The 21,943-nt window shown below is 60.9% G+C and carries 15 protein-coding genes; 3 read left to right on the top strand and 12 right to left on the bottom strand.

From position 1 onward, the window contains the following. Positions 1-127: 127 nt before the first annotated feature. The 5 genes from speB to speA form a co-directional block, all read right to left on the bottom strand. Complete coding sequence (gene speB / locus ACRAWE_RS16285) at positions 128-1,048, bottom strand: agmatinase (RefSeq protein WP_004937606.1); 921 nt, start codon at positions 1,046-1,048, stop codon at positions 128-130. 352 nt (positions 1,049-1,400) lie between these two features. Continuing rightward, positions 1,401-2,135, bottom strand: coding sequence for a peptide-methionine (S)-S-oxide reductase MsrA (gene msrA / locus ACRAWE_RS16290; protein ID WP_019456050.1), 735 nt, complete (start codon positions 2,133-2,135; stop codon positions 1,401-1,403). Between the two features lie 13 nt (positions 2,136-2,148). Beyond that, positions 2,149-3,882: a cytochrome c biogenesis protein DipZ gene (locus tag ACRAWE_RS16295; protein ID WP_432525621.1), complete on the bottom strand. Its 1,734-nt coding sequence runs from the start codon at positions 3,880-3,882 to the stop codon at positions 2,149-2,151. A gap of 13 nt (positions 3,883-3,895) precedes the next feature. Then, the gene (gene msrB / locus ACRAWE_RS16300) at positions 3,896-4,396 is read right to left on the bottom strand and encodes a peptide-methionine (R)-S-oxide reductase MsrB (RefSeq protein ID WP_019456052.1); all 501 of its coding nucleotides are present in this window, start codon (positions 4,394-4,396) and stop codon (positions 3,896-3,898) included. A gap of 180 nt (positions 4,397-4,576) precedes the next feature. After that, complete coding sequence (gene speA, locus ACRAWE_RS16305; protein WP_019456053.1) at positions 4,577-6,553, bottom strand: biosynthetic arginine decarboxylase; 1,977 nt, start codon at positions 6,551-6,553, stop codon at positions 4,577-4,579. A gap of 908 nt (positions 6,554-7,461) precedes the next feature. On the opposite strand from speA, the gene metK reads away from it, so the two are divergent. Next, entirely contained in the window at positions 7,462-8,616 is a 1,155-nt protein-coding gene (gene metK / locus ACRAWE_RS16310; RefSeq protein ID WP_019456054.1) for a methionine adenosyltransferase, read from the top strand. Positions 8,617-8,739: 123 nt separating this feature from the next. Here the strand turns inward: metK and ACRAWE_RS16315 are convergent, their stop codons facing one another. From ACRAWE_RS16315 to hrpB, 7 genes are all read right to left on the bottom strand, one after another. Then, positions 8,740-8,892 (bottom strand): Hok/Gef family protein, encoded by a 153-nt coding sequence (locus tag ACRAWE_RS16315; RefSeq protein WP_071892068.1) that lies wholly within the window; start codon positions 8,890-8,892, stop codon positions 8,740-8,742. Between the two features lie 315 nt (positions 8,893-9,207). Next, positions 9,208-11,196 (bottom strand): Fe(3+)-hydroxamate ABC transporter permease FhuB, encoded by a 1,989-nt coding sequence (fhuB, locus tag ACRAWE_RS16320; protein ID WP_432525622.1) that lies wholly within the window; start codon positions 11,194-11,196, stop codon positions 9,208-9,210. After that, positions 11,193-12,101 carry a Fe(3+)-hydroxamate ABC transporter substrate-binding protein FhuD gene (gene fhuD / locus ACRAWE_RS16325; protein WP_063919672.1) on the bottom strand — a complete coding sequence of 303 codons (909 nt, stop codon included), beginning with the start codon at positions 12,099-12,101 and terminating at the stop codon, positions 11,193-11,195. The genes fhuB and fhuD overlap by 4 nt, the downstream gene beginning before the upstream one ends. After that, a complete protein-coding gene (gene fhuC / locus ACRAWE_RS16330; protein ID WP_019456057.1) occupies positions 12,101-12,898 on the bottom strand; it encodes a Fe3+-hydroxamate ABC transporter ATP-binding protein FhuC in 798 nt (265 codons plus the stop codon). The genes fhuD and fhuC overlap by 1 nt, the downstream gene beginning before the upstream one ends. Positions 12,899-12,945: 47 nt before the next feature. Then, the gene (gene fhuA / locus ACRAWE_RS16335) at positions 12,946-15,138 is read right to left on the bottom strand and encodes a ferrichrome porin FhuA (protein ID WP_063919673.1); all 2,193 of its coding nucleotides are present in this window, start codon (positions 15,136-15,138) and stop codon (positions 12,946-12,948) included. A 251-nt stretch (positions 15,139-15,389) separates the two neighbouring features. Continuing rightward, positions 15,390-17,882, bottom strand: coding sequence for a bifunctional glycosyl transferase/transpeptidase (gene mrcB / locus ACRAWE_RS16340; RefSeq protein ID WP_019456059.1), 2,493 nt, complete (start codon positions 17,880-17,882; stop codon positions 15,390-15,392). A 118-nt stretch (positions 17,883-18,000) separates the two neighbouring features. Then, the gene (gene hrpB / locus ACRAWE_RS16345; RefSeq protein WP_432525623.1) at positions 18,001-20,439 is read right to left on the bottom strand and encodes an ATP-dependent helicase HrpB; all 2,439 of its coding nucleotides are present in this window, start codon (positions 20,437-20,439) and stop codon (positions 18,001-18,003) included. 188 nt (positions 20,440-20,627) lie between these two features. On the opposite strand from hrpB, the gene thpR reads away from it, so the two are divergent. Beyond that, positions 20,628-21,170: an RNA 2',3'-cyclic phosphodiesterase gene (gene thpR / locus ACRAWE_RS16350; RefSeq protein WP_019456061.1), complete on the top strand. Its 543-nt coding sequence runs from the start codon at positions 20,628-20,630 to the stop codon at positions 21,168-21,170. Continuing rightward, on the top strand, positions 21,167-21,874 hold the full coding sequence (sfsA, locus tag ACRAWE_RS16355; protein WP_019456062.1) for a DNA/RNA nuclease SfsA: 708 nt from the start codon (positions 21,167-21,169) through the stop codon (positions 21,872-21,874). Before thpR ends, sfsA begins: the two co-directional genes overlap by 4 nt. The last annotated feature ends 69 nt before the right edge of the window (positions 21,875-21,943 follow it).

Below are 21,943 nucleotides of genomic sequence, written 5' to 3' on the forward strand. Positions count from 1 at the left end.
TTTCTGCGCAGAATTGCGCAAAGGCGTTGCAACAGGCTGAAAATCGCAGTGCGGAGGGCGACAAATGAAATAAAAAAAGCGGCCCCATACGATGGGAGCCGCTTTTTTAGCGAGGAGTGTCCTGGCGTCAGGCGTGTTTCTTCGCCGCCTGCAGGTACAGCATCTCCAGGCCCAGGGTCGCCGCGGCCAGCGCGGTGATCTCGGACTGGTCATAGGCCGGCGCCACTTCTACCACGTCCATGCCGACGATGTTCAGCGACTGCATGCCGCGCACCAGTTTCAGCGCACGATCGGAAGTCAGGCCGCCGATCACCGGCGTGCCGGTGCCCGGTGCAAACGCCGGATCCAGGCAGTCGATGTCGAAGGTCAGGTACACCGGCATATCGCCGACGATGCCTTTGATCTGCGTCAGCAGGTCGTCCACGCTGCGATCGTTCACCTGCGCGGCGTCCAGCACGGTGAAGCCGTTGTCATGGTCGAACTCGGTGCGAATGCCGATCTGTACTGAGTGATGCGGATCGATCAGGCCTTCGTTCGGCGCATGGTAGAACATGGTGCCGTGATCGAACTTGCTGCCGTTGGCGTAGGTATCGGTATGGGCGTCGAAGTGTACCAGCGCCAGTTTGCCGAAATGCTTGGCGTGCGCGCGCAGCAGCGGCAGGGTGACGAAGTGGTCGCCACCGAACGAGAGCATGCGCTTACCGGCCTTCAGCAGTTTCTCCGCGTGCGCCTGCAGCTTGTCGCTCATGTCCTGCGCATCGCCGAAGTTGAACACGATGTCGCCGCAGTCAACCACGTTCAGACGATCGCGCAGATCGAAGCTCCACGGCCAGCGGTTGCCTTCCCAGGCCAGGTTGGTGGATACCTGACGAATAGCCGCCGGGCCGTGACGGCCACCGGCGCGACCGGAGGTCGCCATGTCAAACGGAATGCCGGTGATGACCCACTCTGCATCGCTGTCGTAAGGCATGAAGTTCAGCGGAAAGCGCAGGAAACCAAAGGCGTTGGACACTAATGAATTATCGGACTGATGGCCTAAGGTGCTCATAGTAAACCCTCGTAGTTCAACAAGTTGCCGGGCGCAGATGCCGGGCCGTTACAAAAAAAAATCCCTCCCGCGTCGTTAGCCCGACGAGGAAGGGATTGATACCCTGGATAATTGGAGTTGCATCAAGAAGGCCAGGGCGGGAATCCCCAGGAACTTACTCAAGTAAGTGACTGGGATGAACGCACGCCGCCAACACAGAGGCAACTTCAAGTATGACGGGTAATTCGATGTTTGTTTCGGTATTGCCGATAAGGCGGATTATCACCGTATTTTGTCCGCGCTTCAAGCACGCAAATGATCCTGGCCGCTCGTCGTTAGCAAGTATAGAAGAACGCCGTCCAACTGCAGATGCTCATCGCGCGTTTACGTTGACCAACACCGGCTGTGGGCGGTAGCGGGTCGGGAAACGCTGCTCAAGCTGCTTGATTTTCGGCAGGTCGTTAATCCGAATATAAGGCGCATCGGGGTGATCGGTTAAAAAATTCTGGTGATACGCTTCCGCCGAATAGAAGTGAGCGTTGCTTTCGATACGGGTCATCAACGGCCGCTCAAAACTGCGGCTTGCCTGCAGCTGGGCCAGATAAGCGCTGGCGATCCGCTGTTGTGCGGCACTTTGCGGAAAGATAGCCGAGCGGTACTGGGTGCCGCTATCCGGCCCCTGCCGATTGAGTTCGGTAGGATCGTGCACCACCGAGAAAAATATCTGCAATAGCGCGCCATAGGAAACCTGCGTCGGATCAAAGGTCACCGCCACAGATTCTGCGTGACCGGTCATTCCTGTGCTGACGTTGTCATAATTCGCCGTTTTCGCTGCCCCGCCGGCATAACCAGAAACCGCACCGGTCACGCCTTTCACATGCTGAAAAACCCCCTGTACGCCCCAAAAGCAGCCACCGGCGAAAATGGCGGTTTCACTGTGCGAGGCATTTGCGGGTTCATCTATCGTCGGAGCGGGCAGCGTTACCGCCGCCGCCTCACCGCCCAGCGCCCACGCATTTCCCTGCCAAAGGATCATGCCGCTTAGGGCCATCGCGCCGGCGACGGTGCAAGCGCTCAGCAGCGAGTTAAACCTGTTTGCGCGTTTCATTCTGCCCCCTGGATTAGCCGAAGGTGAAAGCATAGGCCGACACACCGGCCCGCTCGAATTCAATGCTGAAGGTATGCTCTCCCGCCCCGTCGGTTTGACGAATCAGTTGGTAAAGCCGTTGATCGGTTATCACGCCACTGCCATCCGGCGCCACATCGACACCATGCATTTCACCCGGCGCTTTGCCATCCAACGTGACTTTGAACGCGATCGGCTGCCCCGTCACGGCTGGGCCCAGCACCAAATGCAGATCGCGAGCGTGAAAGCGATAGACGATACGCCCGTCAGGCGTGTTCAGCGTGGCGCGTTCTGCCCCGATGGTCCAATTGCCCGCCAGCGCCCAGTGGTTCAGCGACAACAGGGGCGAGGCCGCATAGTCAGCGGCGCTATCCTGAACGGCAGGCGCCGAAGCGAAGTTTTCGGCACGTTGATATCCCAGGTAGGTTTCCGGCGAGATATCCGTCTGGCGACTGGCGGCCTGCTCCACGCCCTGCCCATGCACCTGACTGATAGCGGTGCTGGTGTCTTTTCCTCCCGCCAGTCTCAACAGCGTCTGAATTACGCGCTCAGACTGCGCATAATCGCCCTCACCAAAATGTTGGTAGCGTATGCGCCCGTTGGCGTCGATGAAATAGTGCGCAGGCCAATACTGGTTGTTGAACGCCTGCCAAATGCGATAGTTGTTATCGATGGCTATCGGATAATCGATACCGAGTTTTTTAGCCTCTTTAGCAACGTTAGCGACATCTCTTTCGAAGGCAAACTCCGGGGCATGTACGCCGATCACCACCAGCCCCTGGTCACGGTATTTTTCCGCCCAGGCTTTCACGTAAGGCAGAGAACGCAGACAGTTGATGCAGGAGTAGGTCCAAAAGTCTACCAGCACCACCTTGCCGCGCAGCGCTTCGGCCTGCAGCGGCGGTGAGTTCAGCCACTGCACCGCACCCGACAGCGAAGGCATTTCCCCAAGATCGGCCAGCGCCGGAGCGGCGTCGGCCGTCGTTTGCAGCGCCGCCGGTCGGCTCGCCGGGTTAAACGCCTGCACCAGCCGCTGCTCGATACCGCCGCCAGATGCGGTGGAAATCCGCGCCAGTACGCCGGTGTCCAGGCCGAATGCAATCGCCGCCACGCCGAGTAACATGGCCACTCCCAAACCGCGGCGTATCCATTCGCCGGCGCCCAGCGAACGCTTCATGGCGCTAAAGACCTTGCCGCCGATCAACAGCGCCAACGCCAGCGACGTAGCGGCGCCGGCGGCATAGGCCAACAGCAGCAACGTCGAACCGACATTGGCGCCCTGCAGCGCCGCGCCGGTGAGCACCAGGCCCAGGATCGGCCCGGCGCAGGGCGCCCAAAGCAAGCCGGTGGCGACGCCCAACAGCAACGATGAACCCACTGAATTCTGTTTGTCCGCCGCAACCCGATCCGATAACCGATTACCGGCGGAGACCAACGGTCGCATTACGCGTTCGGCAAGCGCTGGAAACAGCAGCGTAACGCCAAACAGCGCCATCAGAAACAGCGCCAGCCAGCGGCCATATTGATTGACGGCGACCACCCAGCCCCCGCCGACGGCAGCCAGCGTGGCGAACAAAGCGAAGGTCAGCGCCATGCCAACCAACAACGGCAAACCGGAACGCAAGAACGGACGGTCTGCGCGTGCAAAAACGAACGGCAGCACCGGCAAAATGCACGGGCTGGCGATGGTCAAAATGCCGCCTAAGTAAGCCAGTATCAGGATCCACATATCGTTCTCTCCGCTATGCCGCCCGCGGCGTAAATTGTAAGGCAGCCCCGTTCATGCAGTAACGCAGCCCGGTCGGTGGTGGGCCGTCGTCGAATACGTGCCCCAAATGCCCACCGCAGCGCCGGCAGTGCACTTCATCTCGCACCATGCCAAACGAGAGATCTCGACGCTGGGCGACGGCGTGCTCGAGGGGCCGATAAAAGCTCGGCCAACCGGTGTGGCTGTCAAACTTGGTATCAGAAGAAAACAGCGGCAGGCCACATCCGGCGCACGAGAATATCCCTGCGCGGTGTTCGTCGTTCAATGGGCTGCTATAGGGCGCTTCGGTCCCCTGTTCGCGCAGAATATGATATTGCGCGCCGGTCAGGCGCTGACGCCACTGTTGGTCGCTGTAATTGACTGCAAATTGCTCCGGCGCCCCCGCATTCGCTTGCAGCAAAGGCCGCCATCCCAACGCCAGCAGCGCGGATAAACCGCCGCCAGCCAGAATAAATCGCCGTCTGTTGATCATCATGACCTTCTCCGCATCCAACTACTGCAAAGCCGATAAAGACAACCTATAAAGAAAGTGTTGACCAAGTCCTCACGGGAAGTTAACAAATTTGTGATAACTGATTAGCGGGGAGGGGCAGTGTGAAGGGTACGCGTTGAAAAAAAACGAGCGCTTCGCCAGCGCCCGTTTTTCCTTACGAAATTACTCGTCTTCCAGATACGTGTAGCCGTACAGACCGGCTTCAAACTCTTCCAGAAACTGCGCCTGCAGCTCGCCGTCCAGATCGGTTTCCTTCACCTGATCGCGGAACTTGGACAACAGCGCGCTCGGATCGAGCTGCACGTACTCCAGCATATCCGCCACGGTGTCGCCCTCGTCGGACAGCTCGGTCTCAACGCTGCCGTCCGGGAACACGTACACGTCAACCGAGGCGGTGTCGCCAAACAGGTTGTGCATGTTGCCAAGGATCTCCTGGTACGCGCCGACCATAAAGAAGCCCAACGCAGGCGGGTTCTCCGGATCGTACGGCGGCATCGGCATGGTGGTCGCCACGCCGTCGCCGTCGACGTAATGGTCGATGGTGCCGTCGGAGTCGCAGGTGATGTCGAGCAGCACCGCGCGGCCTTCCGGCGGCTTATCCAACCCTTCCAGCGGCAGCACCGGGAACAGCTGATCGATACCCCAGGCATCCGGCATCGACTGGAACAGCGAGAAGTTGACGTAGAACTTGTCGGCCATACGCTCTTGCAGTTCGTCGATGATCGGGCGGTGCGCGCGATTGCTCGGATCGAGCTGCTGCTGAATCTTGTTGCAGATGTTCAGATACAGCTGTTCGGCCCAGGCGCGCTTGGTCAGATCTAGCATGCCGTGCGCATATTGGGTATGCACGTCGTGCAGATCCATCTGGCTGTCGTGCAGCCATTCGCGTAGCGAGCGGCGGTTCTCCGGCTCGTTCATTTCCAGCCAGGTTTCCCACATGCTTTCCAGCGCGCGCGGCGCGTCGGCTTCCGGCGGCAGCGGTTCGCTGAACTCGTTGCGCTCAACGCCGATCACGTTGGAGACCAGTACCGTGTGGTGCGCGGTTACCGCGCGGCCAGACTCGGTGATCACCGTCGGGTGCGGCAGGCCGTGTTCGTTACAGGCGTCGCCGATGCCCCAAATCACGTTGTTGGCGTATTCGTTCAGGCCGTAGTTCACCGAGCAGTCGGACTGCGAACGGGTGCCTTCGTAGTCGACGCCCAAACCGCCGCCCACGTCGAAGCACTGAATGTTGACGCCCAATTTGTGCAGCTCAACGTAGAAGCGCGCCGATTCGCGCACGCCGGTGGCGATATCGCGGATGTTGGCCAGCTGCGAGCCCAGGTGGAAGTGCAGCAGCTGCAGGCTGTCGAGACGGCCCGCTTCACGCAGGGTCTCCACCAGCTTCAGCACCTGCACCGCCGCCAGACCGAACTTGGATTTTTCGCCGCCACTCGACTGCCATTTGCCGGAGCCTTGCGATGCCAGGCGCGCCCGCACGCCCAGACGCGGTATGACGTTCAACCGTTCGGCCTCTTCCAGCACCAGGTTGATCTCGGACATCTTCTCGATCACCAGGTACACCTTGTGCCCCAGTTTTTCCCCGATCAGCGCCAGGCGAATGTATTCACGATCTTTATAGCCGTTACAGACAATCACCGAGCGGGTCATGCCGGCATGCGCCAGCACCGCCATCAGCTCGGCCTTGGAGCCGGCTTCCAGCCCCAGCGGTTCGCCGGAGTTCACCAGCGACTCAATCACGCGGCGATGTTGGTTCACCTTGATCGGGTACACCAGGAAATAGCCGCCCTGGTAACCGAAGGACTCACGCGCGCGTTTGAACGCGGCGTTGATCGAACGCAAGCGATGCTGAAGGATCTGCGGGAAGCAGAACAGCGCCGGCAGACGTTGGCCGTCTTTCTGGCGCTCTTTCACCAGTTCTGCCAGATCGACACGCGCCTGTGGGACATCCGGATCCGGGCACACGCTGATATGGCCCAGCTCGTTCACGTCATAGTAATTGTTGCCCCAGTAGGCGACGTTATAAGTGCGCAGCATCTTGCTGGCATTACGATCATTCATGGCAACCTCCTGCATGGAGCGCAAAGATAAAGACTCGCCCGCAACCGGCGGGCGGTGAATCAACAGATCATCAGACATGGTTCGCCTCACATTCCGTACTGACGAAACCGTCAGCCACTATCGCAGCTACAACCCGCGAGAACAACCCAACAAGCCGCGCTGGCGGCAGCGAAGAGAACTGCCGTTCGCGGTCAGCGATCGGTTTATCACTCATATAATTGTAAGACACCCTGTTCAAACCTCGTGAATCGGGCCAAGAAACATCCCACAGGAAGGCTGCAGGCTACCCTTGTTCAGTTCTTCAGACGACCGTTAGCCGGCCCGAGAATCCTGAGTAGCGGCCAAGTGTTTATCGCACCTGGTAAGTGACAGAGAGACAAGACGGGAAATAGCAGAAGAATGTGCGCCAGAACGGCACTGCTGTTGGGAACCAACAACCGGTAGACAACGGATCATTAATCCAACCACCTCCACGCGCGTCGTTCGGAGTGAACGACCAAGCCTCTAAAATAGTGTAAGAACGTGACCGTTCGATGAAGCGGCGGCGCTCACGGCGAACGCCTGCGACGGATAATAGCGCAACGCCGGCGAATGCAAAGCGGAAGTTTATCGCACTTTCCCCACGTCAGATCGCCGTACTGTGCAGCAAATGAACCGCGCGCGCAGTTTATACCGGTAAGCAGGTGAAAAAGCAAAATGAAAATTCGCCGAAAACTGTTTCAAGCGATGAAAATGGCGCCAACCGGTTTGCGCAAAAGAGCGAAAGCGCAAAAAATTACTGGCAATCTGGCTAAACCCTGACCTAAAATAGACGTCCAGATGTTAATCCATCTATACTGGTTAACTGATAAACTGCTTAACGGCTTTGCCTGAGGGGCGTTGCAGGATGCATCTCGCGCCATCAGCGGAAGACCCTTCGCTTCGATGCCGGATCTCCAGCGCTGTGCAGTAATTTCTAACCCGTCTTATGCAAGGTAAAGAACACAATGGCTAAACACCTATTCACGTCCGAATCCGTCTCCGAAGGACATCCCGATAAAATCGCCGATCAGATCTCCGATGCCGTCCTCGACGCCATCCTGGAGCAGGATCCAAAAGCGCGCGTCGCCTGCGAAACCTACGTGAAAACCGGTATGGTGCTGGTCGGCGGTGAAATCACCACCAGCGCCTGGGTCGATATCGAAGAGATCACCCGCCAGACCGTGCGCGAAATCGGCTACGTTCATTCGGACATGGGCTTTGACGCCAACTCCTGCGCAGTATTGAGCGCCATCGGCAAGCAATCCCCGGATATCAATCAGGGCGTTGACCGTACCGATCCTCTCGAGCAGGGTGCCGGCGATCAGGGCTTGATGTTTGGCTACGCCACCAACGAAACCGACGTGCTGATGCCAGCGCCTGTCACCTACGCGCACCGTCTGGTGCAGCGCCAGTCCGAAGTGCGTAAAAACGGCACCCTGCCGTGGCTGCGCCCGGACGCGAAGAGCCAGGTGACCTTCCAGTACGACGACGGCAAAATTGTCGGCATCGACGCCGTGGTTCTGTCCACCCAGCACTCCGAAGACATCTCGCTGAAAGATCTGCAGGAAGCGGTGATGGAAGAGATCATCAAGCCGGTACTGCCGGCGGAATGGCTGACGGCGGGCACCAAATACCACATCAACCCGACCGGCCGTTTCGTTATCGGCGGCCCGATGGGCGATTGCGGCCTCACCGGCCGTAAGATCATCGTCGATACCTACGGCGGCATGGCACGCCACGGCGGCGGTGCCTTCTCCGGTAAGGATCCGTCCAAGGTTGACCGTTCGGCCGCTTACGCGGCGCGCTACGTGGCGAAAAACATCGTCGCCGCCGGCCTGGCCGATCGCTGCGAGATCCAGGTTTCTTACGCTATCGGCGTAGCGGAACCGACTTCCATCATGGTGGAAACCTTCGGTACCGAGAAAGTGCCAACCGAACAGCTGACGCTGCTGGTGCGCGAATTCTTCGATCTGCGCCCATACGGCCTGATCCAGATGATGGATCTGCTGCAGCCGATCTACCGCGAAACCGCCGCCTACGGCCACTTCGGCCGCGAGCACTTCCCGTGGGAAGCGACCGACAAAGCTGAGTTGCTGCGCGATGCCGCCGGCCTGAAATAAGCTCCGGTATCAACATGAAAACGGCGAGCCTTGGCTCGCCGTTTTTTTTGAATGGATGGGTGCTCATGGATCAACGCATCGACTGCCGGCCGGCGGAGGCAAAACCCCCGCCGCCGGGTTGCCTTACCGTTCGGATTCGTAAGCCAAAATGGCCGCAACCTCCGAAGTGCCCGATCGGATCCGCAGCTCACACAGCGTGCTGCGGGTTATCCATGCCAGTGATATTACCGTGGCACAAATAACCACCAATTTTAACAGGCTCCGTTTGTTCGGCATCATGCCTTCTTCTCTTTGCCTCGCGGCGGGTAAGAGGCTAACTTAACGTTGTCGTGCGTTGTTAGAGTAGGCCTCGGGTTGATGGATATCGACTCGGGGCTTTTCTCTTTGTCTCTTTCGCACGTGCTCCAGAGACAAAGATCCAGAGCACCCGCCCGCAGTATATTCATCTCACCGCCACGCCTCGTGTTCCTTTTCGCACGCAATATCGTTTTTGCGCAACCGCTCGCAGCGCCTTGCAACATCCTGAAAAAATAAAAAAAGGCTCAGCGACGCTGAGCCTTTGATGGCAGAAAAAGCACGGCGAGACGCCGATTACGACGTCTGCTTACGCAACAGATAAACGAAGTACGGCGCACCGATAAAGGTCGCCAATAACCCGGCGGGGATCTGGTACGGGAACAGCAGCATCCGCCCGCACCAGTCGGCAAACACCATCAGCAAGCCGCCCAGCAGCGCGGCGATCACCATCTGCGGCAGCGCACGGCGGAAGCCCAGCATGCGCGCCATATGCGGTGCCATCAGCCCGACAAAGCTCAACGGCCCTACGGTCAGGGTCGCCATCGCGGTCAGCACGGCGGCCAATAAAAGAATGGTCAACCGCGCCCGCGTCAGCGCAATGCCCACCGAACGGGCGGTGGCGCCGCCGAGCGGCAGGATGGTCAACCAACGGCGGCACAACGGCGCCAATACCATCAGGCCGGCGGCCACCAGCGCGGTGCGCAGCGCCTGCGCCGGCTCCACAGAATAGGTCGAGCCGGAGAGCCAGGTCAGCAAGCCCCCCATACGCGGATCGCCGCTGGCCAGCAGCAGGAAGATGACGGTAGTAAAAGCCGTGCTGAGCGCGATGCCGGCCAGCAGCATCCGTTCGGTCGAGAAACCGCCGCGGCCAGCGGCGATCATGATGATCAGCAGCGTCGCGGCCGCCCCCAGACTGCCGGCGGGCAACAGCCAAACGAAGGCGTCGCCCGGCACCATAAACAACATCATCACGACGCCAAAAGCGGCGCCGGAACTGATGCCCAACACTTCCGGGCTGGCCATCGGGTTGCCGGTCAGTTTCTGAATCAGCGTGCCGGCGACCGCCAGCATCATGCCCGCGGCCAACGCCGACAGCACCCGCGGCCAGCGCCACGGCAGCAGGGAGTCCAGTTCCGCCCCCTGGCTCCAGTGCCAGCCGCCGGCATTTTTGCCCAGCATCAGTGCCAGCGTCAGGCCAATCAGCAACACGATGCCGGCCAGGCCAATCCAGCCCGCCAGATGCCCGCGTTCGGCAGGCACCTTGTCGCCCAGGTTCATCGGTGGCGGCGTGGCGGCGCTGCGCAAACGCGGCAACAGCCACAGCAGCAGCGGCGCGCCGAACAGCGCGGTGGCCGCACCGGTCGGGATTTCACGCCACACCTGCGTCACCCCGATCATCACCTGATCGGTCAACCACAGCAACAGCGCCCCCAGCAGCGGCGCCAGCATCATGCGGTGCGCCAGACGACGGGCGCCCAGCATCTTCGCCATCAGCGGCGCGAACAGGCCGATAAAGCCGATAACGCCCACCGCGCTCACCAACATGGCGCTGAAGATAATGGCCAACCCGAGAGCGCAGAAACGCGCCATCGACAGCCCCAGCCCCAGGTTGCGCGCCACGCCATCGTCCAGCCCCAGCAACGTCAGCGGGCGCAGCAACAGCGCCGCCAGCGCGCCGGCCACCAGCAAGCGCGGCAGGATAAACTGTACCGCGCTCCAGTCCTGTTGGTTCAACGCGCCGGTGCCCCACAGGAACATGCCCTGCAGCTGATCGTAATTAAACAGCGCCAACAGGCTGTTGACTGCGCCGCAGTACAGCCCCAGCACCAGACCGGCCAGAATCAGCGTAACCGGCGACATACGCTTGCCCCAGGCGACGCCGAACACCAGTCCTCCCACCACGACCGCCCCCACCATAGCGGCCAGCTGCCGGGTGAATTCGCCCCCCGGCAGCACCCACAGCGTGGCGATGGTCAAGCCGAGCTGCGCGCCGGCGGCAACGCCGAGCGTCGACGGCTCCGCCAACGGGTTGCGCAACACCTGCTGGAACAGGACGCCGACCAGCCCCAGACCGGCGCCGGCCAACAGCGACACCGTCAACCGCGGCAGCAGACTGTAATGGAACAGCATTTGCCGCACATCGTCGATGTCCGGCGCGCTGAGCGCCTGCGCCCATTGCGCCGGTGGCAATTGCTGCATCAGGTTGTATATCGTCAGGCCACCTGACGCCGCCAGCAACAGCAGGATCAGCGTCAGCGGTAATTTCCGGATGCCCGAATTCATGACGCCCTCTCCTGGGCCTGCGCCAACAGGCGGCAAAAGCGCATCGTCGACAGCGTGGCGCCGTAGAACCACACCGCCGGCACCTGCCGCAGCTGGTTTTGCCGCACGAAGGGCAACGACTGCCACAGCGGCGTCGCGCTGACCTTGTCCATCATCGCCTGATTACCGTGGTCGAGATAAATGACCCGGGCGTTACGCACCGAGGCCAACCGTTCAATCCCCACTACCGCCGTGCCCCAGAAGTCGGTTTGCTCCTGCCAGGCATTGCGAATGCCCAGTTGATCCATCGCTTCCTGGAACAGGCTTTTCTGGCCGATGATCAACGCATGGCGCGTGTCGATCAGGGAAAACAACAGCAGCGGTTGCCGGGTGTAGCTTTGCAGACGCTGACGTGCGTCCTGCATAAAGCGGTCGAACTGCGCCAGGTGATTTGCCGCCCGGCTTTCTATGCCCAACCGCTGCCCCAACGCCAGCAGCGACTGGCGGGCCACGGTCAGCGGTTTGCCGCTGCCGTCGTTGAAGCCGAAGCTCATGGTTGGCGCGATGGGTTGGATTTTTCGCGGTGTCGGGCCATAGCCTTGCGACAGCAACACCAGCGAAGGCTGGAGCTGCTGCAACAGTTCGAGGTTAGGCTCGGTGCGCTGCCCGACGTCGACCACCGTCGCCGGCAGCTTCGGCTCCGCCACCCACAGGTTGTAGTTATGGACATCGGCCACCGCCAGCGGCGTCACGCCCAATGCCAACAGCAGCTCGATCGGCAGCCATTCCAGCGCCGCAACGCGCGCGATATCCGGCGGCGCATCTGCCGCTCGACCGGGCAACGAGCCCAACAGCGGCGACAACGCCAACGCCATCAGCAGACGGCGGCGCAGTGGATCGTGAGAAGATGTGAATGCAGAAGACATCAGTAGACAAAACTCACCGGCGCGCCGCCGCTCGGGTGCGGCAACGTGCCCATAGGAATACCGTAAATTTGCTCCAGCACCGGCCCCTGCATCAATTCCAGCGGGCCGCCCTGGGCGATCATTTCACCGCCGCGCAGCGCCACCAAATGGTCACAGTAGCGCGCCGCCATGTTGATGTCGTGCAGCACGGCGATCACCGTGAGATCGCGTTCGCGGCTCAAGCGCTGGATCAGCGCCAACACGTCGACCTGGTGCGCGATGTCCAGCGCCGAGGTCGGTTCGTCGAGCAGCAGGCAGCGGCTGTCCTGCGCCACCATCATCGCCAGCCAGGCGCGTTGGCGCTCGCCGCCGGACAGGCTGTCCACCAGCCGATTGGCGAACGGCTTCAAGCCCACCAGCGCGATGGCCTCTTCCACCTGTTGACGATCGTTGGCACCAAAACGCCCCAGCGCGCCATGCCACGGATAACGGCCGACGGCCACCAGCTCGCGCACCGTCATGCCTTCCGCCGCCGGCAACTGCTGCGGCAGGTAGGCCACCTGGCGGGCGAAAGACTTGCTGTCCCACTGCGCCAACGGCTGCTGATTGAGCAATACCTGGCCGTCGCTGGGCGCATGGTGCCGCCCGAGCAGTTTCAACAAAGTGGATTTACCGGAACCGTTATGGCCGATCAGGCCGCAGACTTTGCCCTGGGGAAAACCGAGCGACAGCGGTTGCAACAGCACCCGACCGGGGACGGCGAAGCTGGCGTTATCCAGCGCGAAGGTCGCGCCGGGATTAAGAAGTTTGTCCTGCATAGATCCTGCTTTGTCCGGGGCGACACGGCGCCGCCCCGGCTATCCGGTTAGAAACGGAAGGTTGCGGTGGCGACCACCTGGCGTTCTGCGCCCCAATAGCAGGCGTAGTCGCTGTAGCAGCTCGACACGTAGGTCTTGTCGAACAGGTTATTGATGTTAACGCCCACGGATGAGCCCGGCAGGCCAAAGCGCGCCAGATCGTATTTAATGGTAGCGTCCACCAGCGTGTAGTCCGGTACTTTGAAGGCGGAGTTATCGCTGTTGAAGCTCGAGCTGGAGCCGACGTAGCGCACACCGGAGCCCAACGTCAGGCCGCTCAACGCCGTTTCGTGGAAGGTGTAATCCGCCCACAGCGAAGCCAAGTGTTTCGGCATCTCGACGGTCGGTTTACCCTGATAGGTATTGTCCTTGGTGTACTTCGCATCGGTATAGGTATAGGAGGCGATCAGGTTGACGTTGGCGTTCAACGCCGCCTTGGCTTCCAACTCCACGCCGCGCGAACGGATCTCGCCGCTCTGCACGCTGAACTGCGGATTGGCCGGATCCGGCGTCAGATTATTGCTTTTGGTCAGCTGATACAGGGCGCCGGTCAGCACGATCGGGCGATCCTTCGGCACGTATTTCACGCCGGCTTCATACTGCTTGCCGATAGAAGGCTTGAAGGTGCTGCCTCCGCGGGTTGTACCCAAATTCGGCTCAAACGACTCGCTGTAGCTGAAATACGGCGTCACGCCATTGTCGAACAGGTAGTTCAGACCGCCGCGCCAGGTAAACTGCCGGTCGGTTTGCTGATCCGTCAAATTCGTATCACGATTGTAAGCGGAGGTCTTCGCCCAGTCATAGCGACCGCCCAGCGTCAACAGCCACTGGTTCCACTCCCCTTGTTCCTGCACATACAGGCCGGTTTGCTCCTGACGGTTCAGGTAATGGTAGGGGAAGTTGATGTTGACAGCGTCATTTCCGTATTGCGGATTGGTCATACTAAGACCTTCCGCAGAACCATATGCGGCATTGATATCGTTACGCATGCGCGAGTAATCCACCCCAAACAATAGGGTGTGATCAACCTGTCCCGTTTTCACCTTCGCCTGCGCCTGGGTATCTACGGAGAAATTGTTCAGGTGTTCCTTCGATTGAACATAGAGGCGATTGATCGTCGTCGGCGATGACAAACCATATCCATAAATGCTCTTCATATCGGTGTCCAGCTGCATATAGCGCAGATTCTGGCGCACCGCCCAGGTATCGTTGAAGGCGTGTTCGAAGCTGTAGCCGATCATCCGTTGTTTGCGGGACATGTAGTTGCTGGCTTCGCCCTCGTTGAAATCGGTCGGCAGTTTGCTGCCATCCGGCAACGGTATCAGCGTCCCCTGTTTCGGCAACCAGCCGTAAAAGCCGGTATAAGGATCGTTTTGAATGTTGGCCAACAGCGTGAGGTTGGTTTTGTCATCTGGACGCCAGCTAAAGGACGGCGCGATCGCATAGCGCTTCTCTTTGCTCATGGTCTGCTGCGTATCGCTGTCTTTCGCCAGGCCGGTCAGACGGTAGGAATAGATGCCCTGATCGTCCAGCGCGTCGCTGAAATCGAAGCCAGTCTGGAACAGGTTATCGGTGCCCATCTTGAACTGGATTTCGCGCAGCGGTTCGGTGGTTGGCCGTTTGCTGACCATGGCGACCAAACCGCCCGGGTTGCTTTTGCCGTACAGCACCGAAACCGGGCCGCGCAGCAGCTCGGCTCGCTCAAGGAAATAAGGATCGATGGACGCTTCGCTGTAGTTGTTGCCCAGCAACCGCAGGCCATCCAGATACTGGGTGGTGTTGGTGGCCGGGAAGCCGCGGATCGCCACCGCGTCATAGGTGGTGGAGCTGCCGCGGCTGGCGAATACGCCCGGCGCATAGGCCAGCGCGCCTTTCACCGTATCCGGCTGGCGCATGTCCATCTCTTCACGCGTCACCACGGAAACGGACTGCGGGTTCTTCTCGATCGGCGTATCGGTTTTGGTGCCGGTGGCGCTGCGTTTGGCGACATAGGTACCGACCGGCCCCCAGGCGCTTTCCTGCTGGGCGGTATTGCTGCCGCCCACAACGGTAATCGTGTCTTCCTTGGCGGCCGGCTTGGCGTCGGCGGAGAAAGCCGGCATCGCCAGCGTGCCCAACGCCGCGGCGACGGTGATCGCTAACGCGCTGACGGGAGTACGGCCCTGCTTGGCCGCAGATGATGAAAGACGCTTGGTCGGCATAGTTGATTTCTCTGATGAATAATTAAATGACGAATGTAAACGATAATAATTATTATAAGCGTCGCATTTTATGCAGAAGCCAAATTAAACTGCAAGCCGAATTCACAGGGCAAATAGGTTAAGGATTAGGCGCTTAGCCTTGCGGTTAGCAGGGAAATAAAACGAGCGGAAAAACAAAAAAACCCGCAACCAAGGTTACGGGCTTAATAACAAAGAAAAAATTTTCACCGGGGCCGGCGCCCCGGTAGCGATTACTGACCGAACATATCCTTGATCCAGCCGGCGACGCCATCGCCATCTTTTTGCTCACCCGCCGCCGGTTGCTGCTGTTGCTGCACCGCCGCCTGGCTGGCCTGGCACAATCCCTGCGGATTGTCGGTCCAGACCGGGATGGTGCGCCAACTGCCACCGCCGCAGATAAAGTTGCCGGCAGAGTCGATGCTCATCTGGTTAATGCCTTCCGGCGGCTGCAGCATCAGCGGCAGCGGCGTCTGGTTTTCCAGATAACGGCGATACAGGGTCAAGGCACCGTTGGCGCCGGTCAGCTTGGCCGGGCCGTTGTTGTCGCGCCCCACCCAGGCGATCGCCACCTCTTTACCGTCGATGCCGGCAAACCAGCTGTCGCGCAAATCGTTGGTGGTACCGGTTTTCGCCGCCAGGTTGTAGTTCGGGAACTTCACCGACAGCGAACGGGAGGTCCCGCGCGCTACGCCCTGCTGCATCGCATACAGCGTCAGGTAAGCGGCCTGCGCCGGCACCATGCGTTCCGCCTGCGGGAAGCTCTGGTACAGCACAGTGCCGTCTTCGGCGATCACCGATCGCACCGCCGACAGCGGCGCACGGTTACCGCCGCTGGCGATGGTCTGATACTCCTGCGCCACTTCCATCGGCGTCAGGCCGATCGCCCCCAGCAGCATCGAAGGCACCGGGTTGATCTCCGCTTTTGGGATGCCCAGACGTTGCAGCGTGGCGCTGATCTGATCCAGCCCAACCGACAGACCGAGGTTCACCGTCGGCACGTTCAGCGAGTTGGCCAGCGCATCCACCAGCATCACCTGACCGCGGAATTTACGGTCATAGTTGTTCGGCTGCCAAACGGCCCCGTTCGGCTGTTTCAGCGACAGCGGCGCATCCGCCAGCCAGGTGTTGAGGCGGTATTTATCCGGTTCGGATAGCGCGGTCAGGTACGTCGGCGGCTTGGCCAACGAGCCGACCAGACGGCGCGCCTGCATGGCGCGGTTGAAACCGGCGAACTGCGGGTTGGCGCCGCCGACCATGGCGCGCACTTCACCGCTGAAGCGATCGACAATCACCATCGCCGCTTCCAGATCCTGCAGATGACGCGCGGCGCGCAGCGCCGGAATGCCGTCTTCGACCGCTTTTTCCGCCGCGTCTTGCGACACCGGATCCAGCGTGGTGAAGATCTTCACGCCGGACAGGTCATTGACCTTATCGCCCAGCTTGCTCTGCAGTTCCTGGCGCACCATCTGCATAAACGCCGGCTGTGGCGTAATGACGCCGCCTTTCGGCTGCACGCCCAGCGGACGCGCGCTCAGCATGTCATACAGCTCGCCGTCGATCACGCCCTGGTTCTGCAACAGCTTGAGCACCAGATTGCGGCGCTCCAGCGCCAGTTTCGGGTTGCGCCACGGGTTGTACAGCGACGCGCCCTTGACCATGCCGACCAGCAGCGCCTGCTGATCGAGGCTCAGCTCGTCCACCGGACGGCCGAAGTAGTACAGGCTGGCCAACGGGAAACCGCGGATCTGATCGCTGCCGCTCTGGCCGAGGTACACCTCGTTCAGATACAGTTCCAGAATGCGGTCCTTGCTGTAACGGTAATCCACCAACAGCGCCATATAGGCTTCGTTGGCCTTACGCCACAGCGAACGTTCGTTGCTCAGGAACAGGTTCTTCACCAGCTGCTGCGTCAGGGTACTGCCGCCCTGCACTGCACGGCCGGCGGTCAGGTTGGCCAGCACCGCACGGCCGATGGAGTAAGGGCTGATGCCGTCATGCTCATAGAAGTGGCGGTCTTCCGTGGCGATCAGCGTATCCACCAGCAGATCCGGGAAGCCGGAGCGCGGTACAAACAGACGCTGTTCGCCGTTCGGCGACTGCAGCATGGTGATAAGACGCGGATCGAGGCGGAAGAAGCCGAAGCTGCGGCCGCTGTCCAGATTTTCGATCTTCGCCAGGCGGTTGTTCTGGAAATCGAGGCGAGCGCGGATCTGGCCTTCTTTACCATCCGGGAAGTCGAACGGGCGGCGCAGCATCTCGATGCTGTTAGCCTGCACGGTAAACTCGCCCGGACGTGTCATGCGGCTGACCTGGCGATACTGCATGCCTTCCAGCAGGTTGACCATTTCCTTCTTGCTGTACGGCATGCCCGGTTCCAGGTTGACCATGCGGCCGTACACCGCCGCCGGCAGCTGCCAGACTTTACCGTCGATGCGGCTGCGGATCTGCGAGTCCAGGTAGACGCCATAGATCGCCAACAGGACAGCGATCACCAGGATCAGTTTGATAAACAGGCCGAGCCAGCGGCGTTTTTTACGCGGCGGAGTCGCTTTTACCTTACGCGGCATGCGTTCCTCCTCCTCTTCATACTCATCATCGTCATACTCGTCTTCTTCGTAATCGTCATAATCGTCGTCTCGGCGGCGGCGCGGCGGCTTGCGCGACGCGGTGCTTTTTGGTTGTTTTCCTTTGCGCCCGATGGGCTCGCGGTCATCCCCAGCCATGGCTGTTGTTCTCCGAGCTTGCCGACACTGCCGGCCATAATGAGTCGCTTAATCTGTGCCGACGCCATGGCGCTGACCAGAAGAAACATCTGAATTCCAAACCTTAAATGCTCGCGGCCTACTGATATTTCTTCGTTCGGCGCGTCGGTACCGCCGTGGCCGGGTCGTCCGGCCACGCATGTTTCGGGTAGCGGCCCTTCATCTCTTTTTGCACCTCACGATAGGCGCCTTGCCAGAAGGCCGCCAGATCGCCGGTGATTTGCAACGGCCGGTGCGCCGGTGAGAGTAACTCAAGCACCACCGGGATGCGACCCTCCGCCAGCATCGGGCTGCGCTGCTCACCGAACACTTCCTGCAATCGTACCGCCAGCGCCGGCGGTTTGCCGGCCTCATAACGGATTGGCAAGCGGCTGCCGGTCGGCACAGTGTAATGAGTGGGTAGCGCATTATCCAGCCGCTGCTTTTGCTGCCAGTCCAACAGCCGTGACAGCGCCTCGGCGATGTTGACCTGCTTCAACCCGCGCAGATCGCGCACGCCGCTCAGCGACGGCAGCAGCCACTGTTCCAACGCCGCCAGCAGCGGTTCTTCGTCCATCGCCGGCCATTCCGCCTCCGGCAGCCAGGCTTGCGCGCACTGCAGGCGCACCCGCAATTGTTCGGCGGCGCCCTCCCAGTTGAGCACCGCCAACCCCTGCGCGCGCACCCAATCGAGCAGCGCCTGCTGCAGCTCTTCATCCGCCGGTTTGGCCAGCGGCTGGGCGCGCAGCGTCAGACGGCCGATCTGCTGGCGCTTCCAGGCGCGCAGCGTGCCCTTCTCTTCATCCCACTCCACCGCCGTACGCGGCGTGACGATCGCCGGCAGCTGCGCCGCCAGCGCCTCGATATCGACCGGCAACGCCAGCAAAATACGCGCATCGGGGCTGTTGTGGCCCTGCAACAGACTGGGGACGATCAGCCACGGCGCACGCGACAGCGCTTCGTCCTGGTTCATCGCCGCACCCATGCCGTTGGCCAGCAGGTAGCGGCCATCCTGACCGCGCCGCTGGGCGATGCGATAGGTAAACGCCAGCGCCAGCAGACGCGGTGCCAGATCGATATCGATTTGCCCCGCATGCTGCGGCAGGCGTTTGGCCAACTGCGCGGCGCGCTGCCGCCAGTTCGGCTGCGGGCGGCTCAGCCAGTAGCCGATATCCATCTGCCCGCCGCGCGGCGGCTCCTCCAGCAATGCCGCCAGCAACGCCGCCGTTGCCAGGCCATCGGCGCTCAGCGCCGCGCCGGCGACCAGCATCGCCGCCAGCCGTGGCTCACAGCCCAATGCGGCCATCTGGCGCCCCGACGCGGTGAGCTTGTCGCCGTCATCCGTGGCCCCCAGCCGCTGCAGCAACGCCCTGGCCGCCGCCAATGCCGCCGCCGGAGGCGCGTCAAGCCAGGTCAGCTGCGCCGGATCATGACAACCCCACTGCAGCAGCTCGAGCCAGAAACCGGTGAGATCGCTCTGTAAAATTTCCGGTTCAGCGTGTTCCACCGCACGCTCCGCCTGCTCCTTGGCGAACAGGTGCCAGCAAATGCCCGGCTCCAGGCGCCCAGCACGCCCGGCGCGCTGCACCATCGAAGCCTGACTGATGCGCTGCGTCGCCAGCCGCGTCAAACCGTTGCGCACCTCGTAGCGCGCCACGCGCTCCAGGCCGCTGTCCACCACCAACCGAATGCCTTCAATAGTCAGACTGGTCTCGGCGATGTTGGTCGCCAGCACCACCTTGCGGCGGCCAGACGCCGCCGGCTGAATCGCTTTTTGCTGCTGCGCCAGCGGCAACGCGCCATACAGCGGGCAAAGATCGGTATCGCTCGCCACCTCGCCGGTCAAGCGCTCCAGCACCCGATTGATCTCCGCCACACCCGGCAGGAACAGCAGCAACGACCCCGCCTGCTCGGCCAGCAGGCGCTTCACCGCCGCCGCAACGCCGTCTTCCAGCCGCAGATGGCTGGCCAACGGCTGATACTGGCGCTCAACCGGGAAGCTGCGCCCTTCGGACACCACCACCGGCGCTTCCGGCAGCAGCTGCGTCATACGGGCGTTATCCAACGTAGCCGACATGATCAGCAGTTTCAGATCGTCGCGCAGCCCTTGCTGCACATCGAGCAGCAGCGCCAGCGCCAGATCGGCCTGCAGGCTGCGCTCGTGGAATTCATCGAGGATCACCAACGATACGCCCTGCAGCTCGGCATCCTGCTGCAGCATGCGGGTGAGAATGCCTTCCGTCACGACCTCCAGCCGGGTCTGCGGCCCGCTTTTACTTTCGGCGCGCATGCGGTAGCCCACGGTCTGACCGGGCTCTTCTCCCAGTTGCTGCGCCAGACGGTAAGCGACGTTTTTCGCCGCCAGCCGCCGCGGCTCCAGCATGATAATGCGCCCCGGCAGCCCGGCGTTAGCCAGGATCTGCAGCGGCAACCAGGTGGATTTACCGGCGCCGGTCGGGGCGTGCAACAGCACCTGCGGGGCAGACTGCAGCGCAGCCAGCAACTCATCGAGCACCGCGCTGACGGGCAATGAAGACACTGAATTCTCCGTAGTGGTTAACGTTAAACGGCGTACAGTGTAGCATTAGCTGTATCCCCGTAGCCTTTCAAACTGCGGCGGCGTTAGCTATAGTACGGAGCTCATCCATGTGCCCCGCCCCTCGTGGGGCCGTTGCAAGCCGCATTCATGTCTGTCCCGACGGATTTGTCATTATTTACCGAGCCCCCATGTCCAATTCGCGCCGCCTGTTTTTCGCCTTGTCCTTGCCTGACGCCCTGCAACAGCAGGTGATCCGCTGGCGCGCCGAGGCGTTCGCGCCAGAGGCCGGCCGACCGGTGGTGGCGGCCAATTTGCACCTGACGCTGGCGTTTCTCGGCGAGGTCTCCGCCCAAAAAGAGCTGGCGCTGCGCAAGCTGGCCGGCCGCATCGTGCAACCCGGCTTCAGCATGCGGCTCGACGATCTCGGCCATTGGCCGCGCCCCGGCGTGGTCTGGCTCGGCACCCGCCGCGCGCCGCGCGGGCTGTTGCAGTTGGCCGAGCTGTTGCGTTCGCAGGCCGCCCGCAGCGGCTGCCATCAAAGCGCGTTGCCGTTCCATCCGCATATCACGCTGCTGCGCGCCGCCACCCAGCCGGTGGCGATCCCGCCGGCGACGCCGGGTTGGACATTCAGCGCCGACGCCTTTTCCTTGTATGAGTCGGTATTCGAACACGGCCGCACTCGTTACCAACACCTCGAACAGTGGCCGCTGGCCAAGCAGGCATCCGCATGATTTTCTCTCCACCGCTGCGCTCCGCCACGCTGATCAAACGTTACAAGCGCTTTCTGGCGGACGTGATCACCCCGGAAGGGGAAACCTTTACGCTGCACTGCGCCAATACCGGTGCCATGACCGGTTGCGCTACGCCTGGCGACACCGTTTGGTACTCCACCTCGGACAATCCCAAACGCAAATACGCCCACAGCTGGGAACTGACCCATACCCAACAGGGGCACTGGATCTGTGTCAACACCCTGCGTGCCAACGCGCTGGTGCGCGAGGCAATCGAACACAATTTAATCAATGAATTATCCGGTTACAGTAAAATTAGCGGCGAAGTGAAATACGGCGCTGAAAACAGCCGTATCGATTTGTTATTACAGGCAGAAAACCGGGTTAACTGCTATATTGAAGTTAAGTCAGTCACATTACTGCAACAACAACGTGGTTACTTTCCTGATGCGGTAACGCTCAGAGGGCAAAAGCACCTGCGTGAGTTGCTCAGCGTGGTTGAAAGCGGGCAACGGGCGGTGTTGTTCTTTGCCGTGTTACACAGCGGTATTGAGCAGGTCGCACCGGCACATCATATAGATGAGCGCTATGCGGCGCTGTTGGCACAGGTCCGGCAGTTGGGAGTGGAAGTGGTTTGCTACGGGGCAAAATTATCACCTGACGGTATTTATCTCTGCGATAAGCTGCCGTTTTTTATCGATTAGCGCAGTCGGGTCCCTATAAATAGACAACCGACCAGCACGATCGCCAAATACGCCTTCCTTCACACGATT

Origin of the sequence: Serratia sp. BFP-2025 (assembly GCF_050880365.1) — a bacterium.
Classification (GTDB): Bacteria; Pseudomonadota; Gammaproteobacteria; order Enterobacterales; family Enterobacteriaceae; genus Serratia; species Serratia surfactantfaciens.